The sequence below is a fragment of the Parabacteroides caecihominis genome (assembly GCF_023656785.1).
GTDB classification, from domain to species: domain Bacteria; phylum Bacteroidota; class Bacteroidia; order Bacteroidales; family Tannerellaceae; genus Parabacteroides; species Parabacteroides segnis.
Map to the genome: position 1 here is coordinate 1 of NZ_JAMOKS010000022.1, position 20391 is coordinate 20391.

The following is a 20391-nucleotide window of genomic DNA, read 5'->3' on the forward strand; positions in this document are numbered from 1 at the left end:
CTGATTGCAACTCTACATCTCGAGATAGTTTACTTCTACCGATCGGTTAATTCAATTATTCATACAACAAATATATTGAATTAATCTTGCTTTGGTGAACTATGCAAAGTTAGAGCATCTCCAGTACTCCGGATAAATTAATCGTATGTTTCTTTATGTCCAGCTTATAATTCAGAATATTATTCCACACCCAGTCGGCTTGCCGATTATTAGTCATACTGGCCACATTCCGTGTATCCTGATAAGAAACGCTTCTTTCATCATAATAATATCCTCTGGAAGAGAAAGCCGGATTATAGGCAAAATTCGTATTATAAGTAAGGTTTTTTGCCAGATTGATCTCTGCAAAAATCCTGAAAAAGATCTTCCATTCTTCCGTTTTATCCTTGTAGACTTCATCGCTTTCATTCAGATACGGATTCTTTACAAAAGGATCGCCAAACGGGTAGGTATTGTAAGAACCATCAGCATCCTTCACCGACGTCAACGGAGACATCCTGATTACCGTACCGAACACATCCGGTTTATCATTTTTAATTGTATAATAAGCACGGTTAGAGATTCCGACTTTCATAAAAGGCAATACCTGATGGGATAAATCGGTAGTCAGGTAAAAATTATTGTAGTTATTATTCTTATAACGACTATCGTCATTCCGGTAATTAAACGAGATTTTATACTGAGTTTTGTCATTTCCTGAAGAAATAGTAACCAGATGGTTGGTCCAGAAACGTTTCCGGTTAAAGTATTCGCCCGTCCAGTCCGTATTCATTTTTCCCATATTGGACAGTTCTGCTCCGGAAAAAGCTTTAGCATCATCAGCTTCACTGTTCCATGTTCCGGCAGCTCGGTATGCTTCACGTTTGAATGCAATATATTCATCTGCATCCATCACTTCGAAAGAGCCCCAGTCATTTACTCCGACTCCGGCAAACCCATCATAAGAAACAATCGTTTTACCTTTCTTCGCCTGCCGGGTTGTAACCAGAATTACGCCATTAGCACCTCTTGCCCCGTATATAGCGGTAGAAGAAGCATCCTTTAATACATCAATCGATTCAATATCACCGGGATTTATAGAAGCCAACGTTTCATTATAAGGTATCCCGTCCAACACAATCAACGGGTCATTACTGGCATTTCGGGAACGTGTTCCACGGATTCGAATGGAACTACCATCCATTCGTATACCCGGAACTCCTACAAGGCTGGTCGTAATATCGTTGGCTGGTATTCTACCAATCTTTTCTGAACTGATAGAGGCTACCGAACCTGTTATATCTTTACGTTTCATAGAAGTATAACCTGTGACAACAACATCTTCCAATCCGATAACGTCTTCCGCCATCACAATGTTGATCTCAGTACGACTTCCAACTGTTACCTCCTGGGATAACATTCCTAAATAGGAAAAGACAAGTATGTCTTTGGGATTCAGATTAGCAAAAGAGTAAGCGCCTTCCTCATCAGTAATGGTTCCGGTTGTACTTCCTTTTACACTTACATTGACACCAAACAAGGGTTCCCCATTAATATCTTTTACGATTCCAGACACATAATTGTCTGTTTTTAACACGGGGGGGGGGGTTAACATATGTTTTGATTCCGCGGCAACCGGCAGAACCAAAACCGACATGACTAGAATCATTGGAATTTTCATTCTTCGATTCAAATCCTGAGCGAAAAGTTTAGACAATTGATTAACTTGTTTCATACTCTTTATTTTTAATTAGCAATAAATATTGTTAGATAAGAAGATTATATTATTTATATCACAAACCACGCATATTAACACAAGGCAATAAATACAAACATATAACAACATATTAAAACCTTTTATATCTGTCATAATATTTATCCGGGATTAAAGCCTACTACGAGTGCTCTCCCCTTTTATTTAAAGACAAAGTAAAAGATTCCATTTTACAAATTCATAATAAAATACTCCGATATTCTTATATTATCTTACTATATTATTAATTAGAATTTAGTTAAATAAATCAGACTACCGCTCTATTCCCCAGGAATAATTCGGTGTCGGTCCCATTTCCAATGTGAGAGTACCTCCTTTTAACAATTCGGAAGCCGGAAAACGGAAAGACTGGAGTTGCTTGCCATTCAGAACAGCACTCTGAACATATTTATTGACACGGGAAGCATTGTGTGCTTCTATCGTAAATGTTTGCCCTCTGCCAAAACGTTCGCCCAAATCAATGACAACCTTTTCATATAACGGACTAGCGATCTCATAAACAGGCTCGATGCTACAACCACCATCTGTCTGGAAGAGCCCCAGGGCAGCCATCACAAACCAGGCACTCATTTGTCCCTGATCTTCATCTCCCAGATAAGCATTTGCCATTCCGCCCCCGTAATAACGTTCAATGATGGAACGACTCCATTCCTGAGTTAACCAAGGTTGTCCCACCCAGTTAAACAAAAAGGCAAAATGCATGGACTGTTGATTTCCCTGAACTACCGGATAATCCCAGTACTGATCATTGGGTGCATTGTAACGCCAAGGTTCACTCGCTCCGAATCCCCATTGAAGACGTTCAACAAAACGGTCTTTTCCTATCATTTCAGCCAAAGCCGGAACATTTTGGGGAACAAAATAAGTCAATTGCCAGGCATTTCCCTCCACATAATGATGGTTCGCACCTGAATGGAAAGGATCAAAATCTTTACTCCAACTTCCATCACTATTCCGCATCTGAGCATAACCGGTTTCCGGATTTATCGCATTTTTCCACCACGAACCCCGTTCTGCAAATACTTTAGCGTCCTCCTCTTTCCCCAGTGCCTCAGCTAGTTGAGATACTGTCCAATCGTCATAAGCATATTCCAGTGTATTAGAAAAACGTCCGAGGTCTGCCGGAACATACCGGTGTTTCAGATAGGGCATCAAATCACGATTTCCTGCATAACCACCACAGACTTTCTGACTCGGGGTAGTCTGCATCTTTTTAACAGCAGCAAAAGCTTTTTCCCCGTCAAAACCACGAATACCCATTTGCCAAGCACTGACAATCAAAGGTATTTCATGTTCTGCTACCATTACCGGAATATATTCCATGCCAGCAGGACCTTTAGCCAACCAACCATTCGCATCATACATCGCCAATTGTGACTTTACCCAACGATTACTCCACTCCGGCGTCACCAGATTCCAAAACTGATTCAGATTCCAGAACGTATTCCAAAAAGCATCACATCCCAAAGCCACATCATCCGGATCTGAAAACCGACGGACCTTTTCATCGGCAGATACCCATTCTCCGTTTACATCGCTCCAGATATTACGGCTACACAATGCCCGATACATATTAGTATAAAAACGCACCTTCTCTAAACGGTCATTTGTCGAGATCAGCACACGGTTAAACAAATCGTTCCATACATTTACCTGATTATTCCGTACCTGATCAAACTGCCAGCCAAAAGGTGAACTGATTTCTTTCTCCAGATTTTCAGCAGCATTTGCTATACTGACCAAAGAAATACCTGAACGCGCCTGTACTACCGGTGATTTTTTTGCATCAAACTGTAACCAGACACCGGCATTCTTTATATTTTGGGCCGTCAGATGTTCCGTCTTTTCCCTCTTCTCATTGATCCAACCACCCATCGATTCTATAGGCTGGTCAAACTCTATCACAAAATGAAGGGTATATTCCTGATCTGCATCAGAACTCCATACATATTTAGACAACTGATGACTGTAGCCCTCGATACGAGTATCGCTGACTTTTTTTATTTCAACATCCTCTAATTGGTAATCATATTCAGCCGGGATATGCAGATCAACCAAGACCCGGGCACTATCCTTATCGGAAGGAAAAGTATATCGCTGAAAACCGCAATGAGTTGTGGCTGTCAACTCAGCTCTAATACCATAATCCGTAAGGTCTACCTTATAATAACCCAAAGGAGCTTCTTCCGTCAGTTTATCTATCCGGGAACGATAGCCTGAATCCGGGTCGGTTTCATCACCGACAATCGTTTGTAACGGTCCATTCGTCGGCATCATACCCAGCCCTCCCATCGTCCATTCGTGTATATGGCTAAAACATCCTACGCTCTCGAAAGTAGGCTGATATCCGGCCTGCCAACCGGCATTCTGATTATCAGGACTCAGTTTTACCATTCCGAAAGGCATCCAGGGACCAGGTGCAATCATCCAACGGGAATGGGCTGTGCCAATACGGGTATCTACATACCGGGCAAAAGTCTGAAGAGGCTGAGGCTTACGTTCCACCTTTCCTTTCTGCAATAATTTACCATCTGCCCGAACCTCGAAAGTACTGATCTGCGAAGATGCAACAGCCGGCATCGGAACTTCCAGGCAATAACGTGCTGTATCCAGCACAGTTGAAAATATCTCTTTTCCATCCAATTCGACAGCAAGAGCCGGCTGTCCTTCCAAATGTTCCACATCAACGAGCAAAGGCTGCTTGTTTCCACTATCGGTAGCCACTTCATAATCGGCAGCCTCCACAGAACGAACAAATGCTTTTTCCGGATTCACCAAACGGACACGTGAAGGGCCTTGCAAACCGACATGATCAAACAAAAGCCACGAACCTTCCAATACGGAAAGCGTAATACTGTTTCCTCCCTCACGTAATACTCCTTTCTTCACCGGAATAGACAGATGAATCGGTTTCGCCTGACTCATATCCCCTGTAATAGAAGCATCGCTTCCTCCTGAAGTCAATTGAATTTTCTCTTCCTGACTATTATTAATCAAGACTTTCAACAAAGGAGGTTTATGAGGAGAATTATCAGCCAAATCAACGATCAACGACCACTCCCCTTCTTCCGGAATATTTTCCAATCCGAAAAGGATATTCACGTCATGTGTCCTTAAACCTGCGGTAGACCAAGTCCCACCCCATTGATCGGCCGGACCGGGCAAAACATAAGGGAATGATTTTTTCACATCACTCTTCCCGACCAAGAAATATCGATCCTCAAAACCAAAGTCATTAGCCAGAAAATCTTTATACCGATCCGGTCCCAAAGCCAATTCAACAGTAGAACTATCAGGGACACCTATATTCCAAATCTGTCCCTTATTGTCAGGTATTGTACAAGAGGTTACAGCCAGTACACACAGACAACTTGCCAAAAGTATTCTTTTTCTCATAACTGCAAAGATTATTTATGCAGCAAAAGAAGCGATCTTCAGCGAATCCCGCAAGTCATATTATTCTGATTGAGTTATACTATGTTCTGATTCTTTCTTTCGGTATACGGAAGGAGAAACTCCCATCACTCTTGTAAAGATACGCGAGAAATAGGCGGGTTCCTCAAATCCCAGTTTAATAGATATCTCATTCAATTTAAGATTAGTAAGCACTATATACTGACAGGCTTTCTGAATTTTCAGCCGAATAAAATAATTAATCGGTGACATTCTCGTCTCTTTTTGGAAAAGCATTGAGAAATGTGATGGAGAGTATTTAAAGTAAGTAGCTAATTGTTCCAGCGTCAGATTTCGTTCCACATTTTCCTGCATATAGTGGATCACTTTCGATGAGAATGAATATTCTTTATGAGTAGGTAAATTATAATAACGGAACTGTTCCAGATATATGAACGAACTCAGGAACATATAAAGGCACATACTGGAATAGATCATATATTCCTTTGTGTATCCCATAGAGAAACAACTGTATATCTCCTCGAATAACCGTATCCTGTCCTGAAGCCGCGAATGTTCTCCCGGCAAAATATCTTTGGGCATGTTGTAGGACGGGACAAACTCTTTACATAGTTTTCCTTTAAAATGAAGGAAATAGATGGTCCACGGATCATGCTCGTCCGCTCCAAATGAATAGGGGACATCGGGTGGGATAATGATATACTGGTTTTCAACGACCGTATAAGTCTTTCCATAAATAGTATACCAACCCTTTCCTTCCGTACAATAGATCAGCATCGCATATTTAGAGCCCTGGTCCTTTTGTACATAATGATACTTTACCTTCGGAAAGAAACCGATTTTCCTAACATACAAATTTCCGATAAGCGGTTCGCTGCTGTACGAATCCAGTAATTCGTCCGGCAGGGAAACAAAACGTTCTCCTTTGAATCCTTCCTTAATCTTTATCATGGCTTCAATCATAAGACCTGTTCCAATAAAGAAAACCTTCGCTTTCTCTAACCGGGAACTTACGGTCGGTTTACGATGCGAAGATACAAAAAAACTCCGCCGGTTTCCCGACGGAGTTTCTATCTTTAATACTTTCGGACTTTTCAGTCTTTCGGGTACCTTATTTACTTAACAACAGTTTTAACTGCGCTTTCGCCTTCAACAGCTACTACAACGATACCTGCCGGAGCAGAGATTGTAGCATTGTCAGATGAAAGAACTGTTCTTGCGATTGTCTGTCCTAATACATTTGTTACAACAACTGTCTTATTAGCAGCACCCTGGATTGTTACAGAACCTACGCCACCGAATACGTTGAATCCATCAACTGTAATGTCTTCGTTGCCTACTGGCGGGCTGTAAGAATCTTCGTCAAACTGCATGTCACCTGTAACAGGTTCAGTAAAGATTGAAGTACCGAACTCAGCGATGTCAGATGAAGCAGATTTTACAATTGAAGGAGAATAGCTATAAGCTGTTACGCGTACTGCATATTCAGTCTTCGGCTGCAAGTTGATTGCTCTGATTGAAGTTGAAGTAGGACCTACTTCTTCTGATTCAATACCCTGAACAAAGAGGAAGTCCCATTTGTCAGATTCTTCCATGTAGCTAGCTACCGGCAGAGAACCGAAGTCAGGATTCCAGTCATTCTTATTGAATGCGCCAGTATTTTCTTCAAGACCATCTTTTTCGTCACGAGACAAACGAGTTGTGTTAGTGAATTCGAAGATATCGATCTGCTTGCCACCTTCTTTCAACAGAACTGTATAAGTGTTAGCCGGGCTCAAATCAGCGTCAACGTCAAATGCTTCAGCCTTATAAGCTTCATTCAGATGAGTATTTGTTGAAATAACATCCATTGTCTTATATTCAGCACCATTCTTCATGATAGTCAGCTTATAGTTGTGGTGCAGCAACGGATTGATAACTTCACCTGTTCCGTTGAACAATTCAACCATGATTGTACCTTCTTCAGCTTTCACTTCAGAGATAAAGATATTCTTAGAAGTGTTCTGTTTTTCGTACTGACCAAGTTCTACTTTATAGTAGTGAGCACCCGGAACTGCAGACCATCTGAATTCAGCCTTGCTACCGTTAATGTTGTCAGACAAATATTTAGTATCAACTACAGGAGCACCCAGAACCGGAGAATAATTAACCGGTAGATCTACTGTACAGTTGCACAATGTGCTTGCTGCTAATACGTCTGCAACCAGGTCATGGTCGCTCTTGTCAGCCAACAGGTCGATAGAAACCGGAATAATAGCTTCGCTTACATATTCAGCCTGGTTCTTACCTTCAGTAGAAGCGATCAATGCACCAGCAGGAGAGATAGCGATTACTTTAGATACTTCTTCAGTAGGATCAATTGCCGGCAGGTCTTTACCAATCAGATAGATTTGTTTAGTTGCAGCAATGTCATCATCAATGAATGTAACAGCACCGAAGTCTAACTTAGCCAACTTAGCAGCTTTTGTATCAGCTGTAGCAGCGAAATACAGTTCAGGTTGTTTAACATCACCATAGATACGAGTAGCTACAGTATCGTTACGATAAGCTCCATAGATATAGAACAAGTTTGTATAACTGTTAGTTTGTCCCTTATTGTTTTCTACATCTTTATCAGCATACTTTTCATCCAAACCATATACATAAGTCCAGCTGATCTGGTCTTTGATCTGCATCGGATACAGACGAACTGTGTCGTTTACATAATTATAGATGAAGTCTTTGTTATCTATTGCTGAATGGATTGTATCAGGAACGATACCAGCCTTGTCAGACGGTTTGAATGTAGACTTAACGTAAGCAAGTAATTCACCATATTTGTTAGGAATCAATTTGCCAGCATCCAAAGTACCAATGATAACAGTTGTATCGTGGTCGAATGCACCAATCTTATTAGACATGCTTGTTTCTACAGTTACCGGAGCAACAAGGTTCAAACCTGCGATAACGAAAGTACCATCTTTCACTTCGTAGCACTGTTCCTGACCCAGGTAATAAGTAGCATAGTTCTTAGTATAAAGATCACGGAATACGTTAGAATCATATTCACCATGTTCAAACTCATCAAGATTCTGGATATTTCCTAACAGGCTGGTATAAGCACCTACCGGTTTGTCACCTGTCAAAGTAGAAACAAGACCCTTAAATACAGAACCAACAACATTGAACTGGTTGAAACCTGTCAATTCTTTTTCCCATCCCGGATGATTAGCTTTACCGTCACCTGCATCATTTGTCAACAGACCGAACTGAGCCATATCGGTAAGGATTTCTTCTGTCGGAACCAAATCAAATTTAGCCTGAGGAGTATATCTAACCTTAACGGCAATACCGTTATTTTTCAGGGCATCCAGATTTGCTTGTTTGTACGGAACACGGATATACAATGTGTCACCAGCACTTTCACCACGCCAAACAGATCCTGGCTGCGGTTCAAGACCACCAACATCACCACGATTCCAAACGGCATTTGCATATTCTGTTGAGAAATAGAAGTTCTTATCTTGTACAACTTCTCTTTCACCAATTTCCATAGCCTGTTTGTACAGACGGATAGTTGTAAAGTTAGGATCGTCAGCATCCGGTTTCAAACCTGTAGCATATACATGAACGACATGGTTACGAGAAGAACCACCGATACCCCATACATAAGAATCTTTATTAGTAAAGTAAGGAGCTGCAAATACTTCAGCACCACCCTTAACAGCTTCACTTATATAACCGATAAGACCACTTTCTCCTGAATTTCTGTCAGCAGCAGCAAGTAAACCGTCTGTAATGTTCATTACATTAGCTAATGTACTTGATACAGTAGCAACAACGCCATCTTCTGTTTCAACACCTTTCCAGTTAGTCCATACGTGCTGAGTGCGAGCAGATGTAGTCAGAACACCCGGATAATAAACTTCACCCAGATTGATCAAATCCTGTCCTGAATAACCTTCGCAATCATCCTGAGTATTCAATGTAGCTGACAAGCCCCATTTTTCTTCAATATTATAAGCTTCATCCTGATCGATGTTCATGTTTTCTGAAGCAAAGTGGAAAGCAGCTTTCACTGTCCAGTCTTCATTCAGATTTCCTAAGCAATCGATAGCAGCATCCGGAATACATCTTGTATGTTTAAATCCAGCAACTAATTCACCTTCGAAGTACCAGTTGAATCCTAAGAATTCAATCTTATCTTCCCATCTGTCGGTAGAACCCGGATCAGCCGGAGTTAATAATTCCAGATTTAATGCACCACCATCACAAGGAGCCATAGCTTCCATTCTCACAGCAGCCTCAGGCACAGGACCAGAGCCTTCTGCACAATCTAAAATAAACTTAGGCAGATATGTGAAATCAATAGATGTTTCAAGAACTTCTTCATATTTTGTGAATACCAAGTCATCACCGAATTTGAATGTACCGCGAGCATCTACGCTATGTCTTACAAATGCTGTATCCGTACTGGATGCAGTAGTTGTAGCAAACATATAGTCAGCCAATTCCCACTGGTCTTTCACTGTACCCGGCTCTACATGATAAACAACCTTTACATTAGACCAGTCAACTGGATTGTAGCTATTAAACAAACCTGCACGTACATAGAAACTTCTACTTCCGTCAGCTTCTGTTGCTTGAGCAAAGTTACCTGCAGTAACAGCTGTATTACCAATCTTTTCAAGAACGATAGGAGCTTTCACATTCAGTTTCAAATAAGTAGCTTCAACGTGGTGAGGAGTTGCAGCACCAGCCATCTTATCATTAAACTTCCAGATCTTAACATCCATTTCAGAAGCTTCGCATTCAGTAGAACGGTTAACACCTACACGGAATTCTTTTTCTTCTTCATATACTATTTCTACATCCGGACGAACGAAATCAAGATTAACACTTGAGAACAATGTTACAGGTTCCAAAGTATTATCTGTTGCATTTTCATCAGGTTCAGACAGTTCTGATTCAAGAACGATATGTACAATAGAGTTATCAATATCGACTTCACCAGAATTAGCCATATTAAACATTACCTTATATGCATCAGGAGTTTTTACACCATCAACTTCAACACCATCTTTATCGATAGTGAATCCACCCTGATATTTTTCATTATAAGGCAATTCCTGAGCACCTGTACCATCCAGCTTATAAGCCTTAGCACTAGCAATCTTCCAAACCAGGTGACGGTTTACGTCATCATTTTTCAAACGACTAATGAAAAAATGGAAACTTGTTGCATCGCTCAAACCTCTTGTATCGAATGTAAATTCAACACGACCCTGTCTTGTTTCAGTCGGTCTAACACCCAGATAAGTAATATTACCTTGAGTAATAACACCATATTGAGGTTGATTTACATTATCATATAGCTTGTCACCAGATACATACTGACCACCAGCTACATTGCCTGCCGCAGAATCAAAAGCAACAAATACCCCTGGAATAAGAGTTCCAACATTCACATCCTGCAAAGGCAGAATATAATTCCAGTAACCGACTGTTTGATCATTGACATACTTTAAGGCACCTCTATTGAGAAGGTCAAATTTCGCAGCTTCTTTCAATTCATCCGCAGTCGGATCTTCAAAATCGGCCTTGTAAGTATCAGCACCTGTCTTGTACCAGGCTGGGACCGCATTTTGAGCAAAAATTGAAAAACTACTGCTTGCCACAAGGAACGCGGCGAACAAAGTAGAAAACTTTTTGTTCATAATCAAATAATTTAATTAGTAATAAAATATAAAGTTCAAATAAATCTTTCTATCAAAATAAAGTTCTGACGACTACTTACCGTCGCATTCATCTGTGCATACCTTGCACCTAAATTCTTATGCAAATATACATATCTTTTTTTGTTGCACTATTTTTTTGTTATATTTTTTTCCCTTTAACCATGCTTTCTTATCCGATTCTTACCTTAAATCGTACAAAGGGGACGGTTTTAAGGACATATCCAACCATTAGCACTTCATTTCCTGCAATATTCCCTATACATTATTATATATAACAAAAAACGGCCACCTCCTTTTCGGGAAGCAGCCGTTTCCGGTTTTATCTTGATGGGAAGATATTACATCATACCACCCATGCCGCCACCCATACCCGGGTTCATCGGAGGCATAGCAGGAGTATCTTCTTTCTTCTCTGCGATTACACATTCTGTTGTCAGGAACATGCCAGCGATAGAAGCTGCGTTTTCCAAAGCAACACGAGTCACCTTAGCAGGGTCGATTACACCGGCAGCGCACAGGTTTTCATATTTGTCGGTACGAGCATTGTAACCGAAGTCACCTTTACCTTCTTTTACTTTCTGAACGATAACGGCACCTTCCTTACCAGCGTTCTCAACAATCTGACGCAACGGTTCTTCGATAGCGCGTTTTACGATTTCGATACCAGTTGTTTCGTCTTCGTTTTCACCCTTCATGCCTTCCAATGCTTCAATAGCACGGATGTAAGCTACACCACCACCAGGAACTGTACCTTCTTCGATAGCAGCACGAGTTGCATGCAAAGCATCGTCAACACGGTCTTTCTTTTCTTTCATTTCCACTTCAGAAGGAGCACCTACGTAAAGAACAGCTACACCACCTGCCATCTTAGCCAGACGTTCCTGTAGTTTTTCTTTGTCGTAGTCAGAAGTAGTGTTTTCGATCTGAGTTTTGATCTGACCGATACGAGCCTGGATAGCAGCTTTGTCACCGGCACCGTTAACGATAGTTGTAGTATCTTTGTCTACAGTGATCTTTTCAGCAGTACCCAACATATCCATTGTAGCACCTTCCAGCTTCAAGCCTTTTTCTTCAGAGATAACAACACCGCCAGTCAGCACTGCGATATCTTCCAACATAGCTTTACGACGGTCGCCGAAGCCCGGAGCCTTCACTGCACAGATCTTCAAAGAACCACGCAGACGGTTTACAACCAAAGTAGCCAATGCTTCGCTGTCGATATCTTCAGCGATGATCAATAGAGGACGACCGCTCTGAACTGCCGGTTCCAGGATAGGAAGCAAGTCTTTCAATACAGAGATCTTCTTGTCGTAGATCAGGATATACGGATTTTCCATCTCGCATTCCATCTTTTCTGTGTTGGTTACGAAGTACGGAGAGATGTAACCACGGTCGAACTGCATACCTTCAACTACGTCAACTGTAGTTTCAGTACCTTTCGCTTCTTCCACTGTGATAACGCCTTCTTTCTTCACTTTCTGCATAGCTTCAGCAATCAGTTTACCGATAGTTTCGTCACCGTTAGCAGATATCTTGGCTACGTGTTCGATCTTTTCGAACTGGTCGCCAACTTCTTCAGCCTGTTCAGCGATCTTTTCAACCACTTTGGCAACGGCTTTGTCGATACCGCGTTTCAGGTCCATCGGGTTAGCACCTGCTGTAACGTTCTTCAAACCTACACCGATGATAGACTGTGCCAATACAGTAGCAGTAGTTGTACCGTCACCTGCATTGTCGTTTGTTTTAGAAGCTACTTCCTTTACCAACTGAGCACCCATATTTTCAAACGGGCAAGCCAGTTCCACTTCTTTAGCAACAGTTACACCGTCTTTTGTGATGTGAGGAGCACCGAATTTCTTTTCGATGATCACGTTACGGCCTTTCGGGCCTAATGTTACTTTTACAGCATTTGCCAATTCGTCCACACCTTTCTTCAAAAGGTCGCGGGCATCCATATCGTACTTAATTTCTTTTGCCATGATTATATTGTTTTATTATTTCCGTTTAATGAATTAGATAATAGCTAAAATGTCAGACTGACGCATGATAAGATATTTCTCACCATCCAGTTCGATTTCTGTTCCTGCATATTTTCCGTACAGTACAGTATCGCCACCTTTTACAACCATTTCTTCATCCTTTGTTCCGTTACCCACGGCAACAACTTCACCTTTTAAAGGTTTTTCTTTTGCTGAATCCGGGATAATGATTCCGCCAAGTGTCTTTTCTTCTGCTGCAGCCGGCTTGATAAGCACTCTGTCTGCTAATGGTCTAATGTTCATCTTACTATATTTTTAATTGTTAATAATATTATGTTTACATGTGTTTTTCTAATTCACGCTTATTCCTATGCGAAATCTGTGCCAAATTTACTGACAGGGAAAAGACTGCCAATTTTGCATAAACAGACGTTTAGATGTGCCGACATGACTGACAGGATGACTATACATCCGCCTCACATGCTTCCCGACTAGAACAAAAGTCATGGGAAAGTAGTTCATAAGTCACGGTCTTTTAACTGATAGGTCCTAAACTTTTATTCTTTTGAGCATGCCTTAATTTAATTTTCAGCTAGCTAAAAATAGATTTCGACCGTGCTAAAAATTAATTCCGAGCATGCTAAAAAGTAAAAAAATAAGGGACGAAAGAGTTAGAATCTGCCGTCCCTTACATTAATATATGGTATGTTATCGATTAGTCTATCAGCAGTGTTGCGATGGAATGAGCCGGTAGTACAGGCTGGTAGACGCGACCGTCGATTTCAACAGATACCTGGCGGTCCTCATTTCCTTCGTTTGCCAAAGCGACAACAATGCTTTTATCGGGGTTGACAAAGGCCATGAGATTGCTGAACTGGCCGGAGGTTTCCAGTTTACGGGCACCGGGCTGGACGTAATGGCTCAAATGTTTCATTACATAATATTCGGGAGTGTAATGAAAGGTTTTTGTATCGGGATCGACAACCACAAGGGAGTTTTGCGCCCATCCCCAACGGCTGATGCCGCCTTTATCCAGCGAGATATTCCAATACATATAGGCCGACGCACCGTTATCCAGGTAATGACGCATCAGGTTCCAGGAGTAAACGGCACCGCTCCAGTCATTCTTTCCGTCGCCGCATTCCTGCTCGGTCTGATAGAGTTTCATATCGGGATAACGTTCGTGTATACCTTTGATCGCACCTTTTCCCGCCCATTGGAAACCGACTGCGCTGATATACTTGCCGCTTGCCGGATCGGTCAGGATGGTATCCACCAATGCTTCATTGGCACGTTCCATGGTGCCGAACATCACTTTCACGTCCAATTCCTTCATAGCCGGACCGAGATAGTTGCCGACAAAGTTAGCCAAAGAAGCAGCCGTCCAGCAACAACTGGGGAATATCTGTGCCGAATTGAACTCATTCTGCGGCATGACGGCAAAGATGTCGATGCCCTGTTCACGATAGGCTTCGATAAATTGGGAGAAGTAAAGGGCATACGATTGCAGGTAAAGGGAGTCCTGGATAAACATATCCGTTCCTTCATAACCGACCTTATCGGCAGGCAGGCCGTTGCGGTACTTCTCGTTGTAGGCTTCGCCGGTATAGGCGGAGGCATAATGCTTATTATACTTCATCCAGGAAGGAGGACACCAGGGAGAGGCCCAGATACGCAGGTCGGAATTGTATTTCTGTGCGCCTTTAATAAAGGGGATCAATGTCTGCTGGTCGTTGGCGATGGTGAAGTATTCCATTTCGAAATCGCCTTCGGTCTCATTATAGGAATACCAGTCGCGGGAGAAGTCGTTGGCACCCACCGGCATACGGCAGATGGTGAAATTCGCCCCTATCTCCGGGAAGAAGAGTTCTTCCATGATCTCTTCGCGGACTGTCGGGTCAAGTTTGCTCAGGGAAATCCAGCCTAACTCATTGAAACAGGCACCGAAACCGTCTATCTTCTGTCCTTTCTTATGGGTATGGATAACCGCGTCGATCGTCGGAATCGTATCCGAAGAGGCAGAGACCAGGTCGGATTGTTCCTGCCACGGTTCGTTTTCCGTAGTTGTTACCCAGGATGCTCTTGGCTGAATAGAACAGGAAGAGAGGACTAAAGCGAATACGAGAATTAAAAGAGATGTTTTCATGAGACAGTAATATTAAGGATAGCATAAACCCGTTCCCGTGCTTGACACGGGATCGCAAAAGAACAGGTCATATGCCTATTTATTCAGACAGCACCTTTTCGGCCCCGTGTCAAGCACGGGGACAAGGCTGCTATCGGATTAGAACTTTGCGATCAGTTCTTCTACAGTGACAGGTGTTTGTTCGCCTGTAATCATATTCTTCAGGTTGATCTTGCCTTCGTTCATCTCCGTTTCGCCAACGATAGCGACATACGGGATTTTCTTCGTATCGGCATACCCCATCTGCTTCTTCATCTTGGCTGATTCAGGGAAAAGTTCGGTACGGATACCGGCGGCACGAACCCGGGCGATAATCGGTAACAGATAACTTTCTTCCTTCTCTCCGAAGTTGACAAATAACAGTTGTGTTGTCTTCAACGAATCGACCGGATACAGATCCAACTGATTCAGCACGTCGAAGATACGGTCTGCCCCAAAAGAGATACCGACACCCGAAACGCCATCCATGCCAAATACACCGGTCAAGTTGTCATATCGTCCGCCACCGGTGATACTTCCTATCTGAACATCCAGGGCTTTAACTTCGAAGATGGCACCGGTATAATAGTTCAGACCGCGAGCCAACGTCAGGTCGAGTTCCAGTTCCGAATGCATAGGCAGCTGGTCGATACGGTCGAGAATGAAGGTCATTTCTTCGATACCCTTCACGGCTATTTCAGAGGTAGCCAGCTGTTCTTTCAGGACGGCCAGTTTTTCTCGATTGCTACCCGACAGCATGATGATCGGTTGCAAGCGGGCAATCGCCTCTTCGGAAAGACCTTTGGAACGCAGTTCTTCGTTTACATTATCCAGACCGATCTTATCCAATTTGTCGATAGCCACTGTTATATCAACAATCTTATCCGCTTCACCGATAATTTCGGCAATACCCGACAATATCTTACGGTTGTTCATTTTGATGCAAACACGGATACCGAAACGGTGGAACACCTCATCCATAATCTGAATCAGTTCCACTTCGTTGATCAGCGAATCAGAGCCTACCACGTCACCGTCGCACTGGTAGAACTCACGGTAACGTCCTTTCTGCGGACGGTCGGCACGCCATACGGGTTGTATCTGATAACGTTTGAAAGGGAATGTTATATCGTTGCGGTGCTGCACTACGTAGCGGGCAAAAGGGACGGTCAGGTCGTAACGCAATCCTTTCTCACAGGCTTTCACTCCGAATCTCACCGGGTTACGTTCCAGCAGTTCTTCATCGGTAATGCCGGAGAAACAATCTCCCGAGTTTAATATCTTGAAAAGTAATTTATCACCTTCTTCGCCATACTTGCCCATCAGGGTCGACAGGTTCTCCATGGCCGGAGTTTCTATTTGCTGAAATCCGTACAGATGATATACTTCACGAATCGTATTGAATATATAATTACGTTTCGCCATTTCTTCGGGCGAAAAATCTCTGGTACCTTTTGGTATAGACGGCTTCTGCATATACTGTTTGCTCTTCTTTATCGTCGGAGCTAACCGACTTTTATATATTAAATTATTATTCGGAATGCAAAGGTAGGTATTTTGTTTCAAATTCGTTATTTATTGGATAGGTTCATTGTTTTGTCCGTTTCTTTTTGTTATGTTTGCAACATATTTAACAAAACGTATAGCTATGAAAAAGAAATTAAGGAGACAAAAGAAAGTATTGTACGGTGAACTTGGTAGTTTTTGCATCGACTTCGCCAAATACATGGCAACAGGAGTTGTCATCACAACATTATTAAAAGATCTTGAGGGATATAATGTGCTTATTTATTCGGGTGGATTTGTTTTAGTTTCAGGATTTTTGTTTTTAGGCCTATTATTCATTAAACTGAAGGAGGATTAGTTATGCCTGATTTTATATTTGTTTGTTTACTGTTTATGGGAATGGGACTCGGATTTTTAATCTGGGCACTTTATATGGAAGGTAAATTTCATAAAACGAAGAAAAAGAAGAAATAAAAAAGCAGCCCGAGTCATTTGAAATGGCCCGGGCTGCTTTTTTTATCTGATACGGTACTCGCTTAGTCGCGGCTTCTTCCTCCCAGGAAGATCATTATATAATATAATAATGTAGCCAGCGAACCTAAGGCAGCCACCACATAAGTATAAGCGGCAGAGCGCAAAGCATCTTCGGCCATACCATGCGTAGAGACATTCGTTATCCCGGCACGGCTCAACCATACCAACGCACGCTGGCTGGCATTGATTTCGACCGGCAACGTAATGAAACTAAACAACGTTGTCGAAGCAAACAGGATGATACCGAACAACAGCAACTGCGGAAACTGGTGGATCAGCAACATACCGCCCAGCAATACCCAGGTCATGATATTCGAAGCAAAGCTAACCACCGGTACCAACGCCGACCGCATCTTCAGCGGGGCATAAGACGTTGCATGCTGTACTGCGTGACCACATTCATGGGCTGCAACAGCGGCAGCGGCGATACTATTACTATAATAGACAGATTCGCTCAGATTCACCGTTTGATTGGCAGGATTGTAATGGTCTGTCAAATGTCCGGGAGTAGAGATCACCTTCACGTCGTAGATGCCGTTATCGTGCAACATCTTTTCAGCCACATCCTTTCCGGTCATACCGTTAGGCATAGGAATCTTAGAATACTTCTCAAACTTGTTCTTCAGTCGGGAAGATACCAGCCAGCTTAACAAGGCAAAACCAATAAATATGATCCAATACATGCTCATAATGTTCCAAATAATTAATTGTTATACAAGATATCTCTTACAAAAAGTCTGCCAAAAACAAAAATGGCAGAAGATTAGCCTGATTAGAGGTGGTCTTCTGCCATTTTGTATTAGTATGTGAGGTTTATTCTTCTGTATACCGGATGATTGTCTGTTCGCGGTCAGGTCCTACCGATACGATTTTAACAGGTACTCCCAGCTCTTCTTCAAGGAATGAGAGATATGCGTTAAACTCTTCGGGGAATTCATCTTCGCTCTGCATCTTTGTCATGTCAGTCTTCCAACCCGGCAGTTCAACGTATACAGGTTCGATCGTATCGTCGATCTCGAACGGGAATTCCGTCACTTCTTCGCCATTGATCTTGTAGGCTACGCAAGCCTTGATGGTCTCGAAGCTGTCGAGCACGTCGCTCTTCATCATGATCAACTGGCTTACACCGTTGATCATAACGGCATATTTCAAGGCAACCAGGTCGATCCAGCCGCAACGACGTTTACGTCCTGTTACGGAACCGAACTCATGTCCTACCGTACACAGTTTGTCGCCTGTTTCATCGAACAACTCTGTCGGGAACGGACCGCTACCGACACGTGTACAATAAGCCTTGAAGATACCGTATACCTCACCAATATTACGCGGAGAGACGCCCAGTCCCGTACAGCATCCGGCACAGATCGTGTTGGAAGATGTCACGAACGGATAAGAACCGAAGTCGATGTCCAGCATAGTGCCCTGTGCACCTTCCGCCAGGACAGACTTACCGTCTTTCAGGAAGTTGTTTACCACATGTTCGCTGTCGATCAGATTGAACTGCTTCAGGTATTCCAATGCTTCAAACCACTGGGCTTCGAGCTCCTTGATATCATACGAATAGTTCAGTGATTTCAGGATTGCTTCGTGGCGTGCCTTGGCGGCAGCATACTTTTCATCGAAGTTGTGCAGCAAGTCACCTACGCGGAGACCGTTACGGCTGATCTTGTCTGTATATGTCGGGCCGATACCTTTACCAGTCGTACCGATCTTTCCGGAACCTTTGGCAGCTTCGTAGGCAGCATCCAGCATACGGTGGGTAGGCAGGATCAGGTGTGCCTTCTTGGAAATACAAAGTTGTTTGGTCAGGTCGTGACCACTGGCAGCAAGCGCTTCGGCTTCCTGTTTGAACAATAACGGGTCGAGAACGACTCCATTACCGATAACATTCACTTTTCCACCCTGGAAAATACCTGACGGAATAGAACGCAGGATATACTTTTCTCCGTTAAATTCCAGTGTGTGTCCTGCATTGGGACCTCCTTGAAAACGAGTGATTACATCGTAGTTAGGAGTCAGCACGTCGACAACTTTTCCTTTGCCTTCGTCACCCCATTGCAATCCTAATAAAACATCTACTTTCATTTTATCTTTATAATAGGCTGTTAATATTCTTTTTTACTATTCTTCTGCTGAAGCTTGAACTTGCATTTACTGCATATCCCGTAGATATACAGCGCATGAAATTCCTGTGTGAAACGGGATATCTTCAGATTGTTGACCTCCTTTTTCAGCACGCTGTCTTTCATTTCCCGAATGGCCCCGCACTTCATGCAAACCAGGTGCAGGTGCGTTTCTGCCAATGCCCGCAGTTCGTACTGAACCGACTGGGCGTTGAGTTGATGCCGCACGATCAGGCCGCCGTCTTCCAGCACATCCAACGTGTTGTAAAGCGTTGCCTTACTCACATGGAAGTTCGCCTCTTCCAGCTTTTCCTGAAGAGAGTACATATCGAAATGACCGGCGAAGCGACATATGCATTCAAAGATCGCATATCTTTCCTCCGTCTTTCGTAGTTTTTTCTCAGTCAGATACTCCGTAAACGACTGCTTCATCTCTATGTACTTCTTTTCATCCATTTCGTTGCGACTCTACGCGACCGACAAAGTTAGCGCATTTATTTTAAACGCAAAGCCTTAGCTATAATATTCAAATTCAAATTTTAAATCATTATAGATTTCCTGCCCTTCCGGTGTCTTCATAAACTCCGGAAAGTCATCGAAACCACTCAACATTTGTTTCGCATGATCGGCCGACTGGCGACCGTAAAATTTCATTGCTTTTATCGCTGCCTGCTTCTCTTTCCAGGAAGCGCCGAAGTCGGGCCAGGCAATCGTCCGCATACATTCCACGATGAATGCGGCTCTCACCGGCGCAACCACCGTCTTCCCTACCCTGAACAGTTCCATCCAGATAAGGTAAGCCACCGTACGGGCATATTCGTCTTCCACATTAAAAATCAGTCCAAGCAGAAGGTTATCGACATACGGCAATTTGCAGAACAGATTACGGCTGCATTGTTCCGCTATTTCCAGATAGGGTATTTCTTTCACCCACTGTTCCGCCTGTTTAAAAGGAAAATCATCCACAGGCTGCAACAGGGATGCCAGTATCTTAAACTCGCGGATATCCTCTTTCCACAAAGCGGCTGCCAGCTCCGAACCGGGTTCGTGCCGGGCGGCTATCTGCTTTATTTCGGGCAGAGGGACACCGAAGTTCAGCTTATAGTCGATGCCCTTTTCGCGCATGCTGGTGGCTATGACACCGTTCATCGCCATGCGCAGTTGGGTACGTATTTCTTTCAGTTCGTCCTGCAACATATCT

General features: G+C 42.9%; 13 protein-coding genes. 1 reads left to right on the top strand and 12 read right to left on the bottom strand.

The window, feature by feature from the left end:
• Positions 1–109: 109 nt before the first annotated feature.
• The 8 genes from NBH14_RS17980 to hisS all read right to left on the bottom strand — a co-directional run bounded on the left by NBH14_RS17980 (position 110) and on the right by hisS (position 16503).
• A complete protein-coding gene (locus NBH14_RS17980) occupies positions 110–1555 on the bottom strand; it encodes a SusC/RagA family TonB-linked outer membrane protein (RefSeq protein ID WP_250817695.1) in 1446 nt (481 codons plus the stop codon).
• A 450-nt stretch (positions 1556–2005) separates the two neighbouring features.
• On the bottom strand, positions 2006–5149 hold the full coding sequence (locus NBH14_RS17985; protein ID WP_186960477.1) for a glycoside hydrolase family 92 protein: 3144 nt from the start codon (positions 5147–5149) through the stop codon (positions 2006–2008).
• Between the two features lie 60 nt (positions 5150–5209).
• Complete coding sequence (locus NBH14_RS17990; protein WP_044246026.1) at positions 5210–6118, bottom strand: AraC family transcriptional regulator; 909 nt, start codon at positions 6116–6118, stop codon at positions 5210–5212.
• Positions 6119–6282: 164 nt separating this feature from the next.
• Positions 6283–10863 carry a DUF6383 domain-containing protein gene (locus NBH14_RS17995; protein ID WP_186960476.1) on the bottom strand — a complete coding sequence of 1527 codons (4581 nt, stop codon included), beginning with the start codon at positions 10861–10863 and terminating at the stop codon, positions 6283–6285.
• Positions 10864–11222: 359 nt separating this feature from the next.
• Positions 11223–12863 (bottom strand): chaperonin GroEL, encoded by a 1641-nt coding sequence (gene groL / locus NBH14_RS18000; protein ID WP_186960475.1) that lies wholly within the window; start codon positions 12861–12863, stop codon positions 11223–11225.
• A gap of 33 nt (positions 12864–12896) precedes the next feature.
• Entirely contained in the window at positions 12897–13166 is a 270-nt protein-coding gene (locus tag NBH14_RS18005) for a co-chaperone GroES (RefSeq protein ID WP_007654644.1), read from the bottom strand.
• A 412-nt stretch (positions 13167–13578) separates the two neighbouring features.
• On the bottom strand, positions 13579–15009 hold the full coding sequence (locus tag NBH14_RS18010; RefSeq protein WP_186960474.1) for a glycoside hydrolase family 30 protein: 1431 nt from the start codon (positions 15007–15009) through the stop codon (positions 13579–13581).
• Between the two features lie 138 nt (positions 15010–15147).
• Positions 15148–16503 carry a histidine--tRNA ligase gene (gene hisS / locus NBH14_RS18015; RefSeq protein ID WP_186960473.1) on the bottom strand — a complete coding sequence of 452 codons (1356 nt, stop codon included), beginning with the start codon at positions 16501–16503 and terminating at the stop codon, positions 15148–15150.
• Between the two features lie 172 nt (positions 16504–16675).
• Here hisS and NBH14_RS18020 point away from each other — a divergent pair, with 172 nt between their 5' ends.
• Positions 16676–16891, top strand: coding sequence for a DUF6722 family protein (locus tag NBH14_RS18020; RefSeq protein ID WP_186960472.1), 216 nt, complete (start codon positions 16676–16678; stop codon positions 16889–16891).
• A 178-nt stretch (positions 16892–17069) separates the two neighbouring features.
• Here the strand turns inward: NBH14_RS18020 and NBH14_RS18025 are convergent, their stop codons facing one another.
• The 4 genes from NBH14_RS18025 to NBH14_RS18040 all read right to left on the bottom strand — a co-directional run bounded on the left by NBH14_RS18025 (position 17070) and on the right by NBH14_RS18040 (position 20387).
• Complete coding sequence (locus tag NBH14_RS18025; RefSeq protein ID WP_122353353.1) at positions 17070–17756, bottom strand: zinc metallopeptidase; 687 nt, start codon at positions 17754–17756, stop codon at positions 17070–17072.
• A 124-nt stretch (positions 17757–17880) separates the two neighbouring features.
• Entirely contained in the window at positions 17881–19152 is a 1272-nt protein-coding gene (locus tag NBH14_RS18030; RefSeq protein ID WP_010802093.1) for an adenylosuccinate synthase, read from the bottom strand.
• A gap of 20 nt (positions 19153–19172) precedes the next feature.
• Positions 19173–19646, bottom strand: a complete 474-nt coding sequence (locus NBH14_RS18035; protein WP_128134832.1) for a Fur family transcriptional regulator — start codon at positions 19644–19646, stop codon at positions 19173–19175.
• A 57-nt stretch (positions 19647–19703) separates the two neighbouring features.
• Positions 19704–20387 carry a DNA alkylation repair protein gene (locus tag NBH14_RS18040; protein WP_128134833.1) on the bottom strand — a complete coding sequence of 228 codons (684 nt, stop codon included), beginning with the start codon at positions 20385–20387 and terminating at the stop codon, positions 19704–19706.
• Between the last annotated feature and the right edge of the window lie 4 nt (positions 20388–20391).

Coding starts and splice junctions, on each gene's coding strand:
- NBH14_RS17985 (WP_186960477.1), bottom strand. CDS start 5,149: ATGAGAAAAAGAATACTTTTGGCAAGTTGTCTGTGTGTACTGGCTGTA.
- NBH14_RS17990 (WP_044246026.1), bottom strand. CDS start 6,118: ATGATAAAGATTAAGGAAGGATTCAAAGGAGAACGTTTTGTTTCCCTG.
- NBH14_RS17995 (WP_186960476.1), bottom strand. CDS start 10,863: ATGAACAAAAAGTTTTCTACTTTGTTCGCCGCGTTCCTTGTGGCAAGC.
- groL (WP_186960475.1), bottom strand. CDS start 12,863: ATGGCAAAAGAAATTAAGTACGATATGGATGCCCGCGACCTTTTGAAG.
- NBH14_RS18005 (WP_007654644.1), bottom strand. CDS start 13,166: ATGAACATTAGACCATTAGCAGACAGAGTGCTTATCAAGCCGGCTGCA.
- NBH14_RS18010 (WP_186960474.1), bottom strand. CDS start 15,009: ATGAAAACATCTCTTTTAATTCTCGTATTCGCTTTAGTCCTCTCTTCC.
- hisS (WP_186960473.1), bottom strand. CDS start 16,503: ATGCAGAAGCCGTCTATACCAAAAGGTACCAGAGATTTTTCGCCCGAA.
- NBH14_RS18020 (WP_186960472.1), top strand. CDS start 16,676: ATGAAAAAGAAATTAAGGAGACAAAAGAAAGTATTGTACGGTGAACTT.
- NBH14_RS18025 (WP_122353353.1), bottom strand. CDS start 17,756: ATGAGCATGTATTGGATCATATTTATTGGTTTTGCCTTGTTAAGCTGG.
- NBH14_RS18030 (WP_010802093.1), bottom strand. CDS start 19,152: ATGAAAGTAGATGTTTTATTAGGATTGCAATGGGGTGACGAAGGCAAA.
- NBH14_RS18035 (WP_128134832.1), bottom strand. CDS start 19,646: ATGGATGAAAAGAAGTACATAGAGATGAAGCAGTCGTTTACGGAGTAT.
- NBH14_RS18040 (WP_128134833.1), bottom strand. CDS start 20,387: ATGTTGCAGGACGAACTGAAAGAAATACGTACCCAACTGCGCATGGCG.